Below are 656 nucleotides of genomic sequence, written 5' to 3' on the forward strand. Positions count from 1 at the left end.
TATCTGTCAGGCGGCGGCGTCGCGGCGAACTCGCTCGGCGTGCCCGACCTCGGCATCAGCACGATGGACGACGTCCTCATCGACGCGCGCCGCATCACCGATGCAACCCGACTGCCGCTGCTGGTCGATATCGATACCGGCTGGGGCGGCGCGTTCAACATCGCGCGCACGGTCAAGTCGTTCATCAAGGCGGGCGTGGCGGCCGTGCATCTCGAAGACCAGGTCGGGCAGAAGCGCTGCGGGCATCGGCCGGGCAAGGAAGTCGTGCCGATCGAGGAGATGGTGGATCGCGTGAAAGCCGCCGTCGATGCCCGCACCGACGAGCAGTTCGTCATCATGGCGCGCACCGATGCGGCCGCAGCCGAAGGTATCGATTCCGCGATCGAGCGCGCGGTGGCCTACGTGGAAGCGGGCGCGGACATGATCTTCCCGGAAGCGATGAAGACGCTCGACGACTACCGGCGCTTCAAGGCCGCCGTGCGCGTGCCGATCCTCGCGAACCTGACGGAATTCGGCTCGACGCCATTCTTCACCGTCGATGAACTCCAGGCCGCCAACGTCGATATCGCCCTGTACTGCTGCGGCGCGTATCGCGCGATGAACGCGGCGGCGCTGAATTTCTACGAAACGGTCAGGCGCGACGGCACGCAAAAGGC

General features: G+C 66.0%; 1 protein-coding gene. It reads left to right on the top strand.

Going from position 1 to position 656, the window contains the following annotated elements:
* A partial coding sequence (gene prpB, locus AWB65_RS35205) for a methylisocitrate lyase (protein ID WP_087671288.1) occupies positions 1-656 on the top strand: 656 nt, incomplete at both ends.

The sequence above is a fragment of the Caballeronia humi genome (assembly GCF_001544475.1).
GTDB classification, from domain to species: Bacteria; Pseudomonadota; Gammaproteobacteria; order Burkholderiales; family Burkholderiaceae; genus Caballeronia; species Caballeronia humi.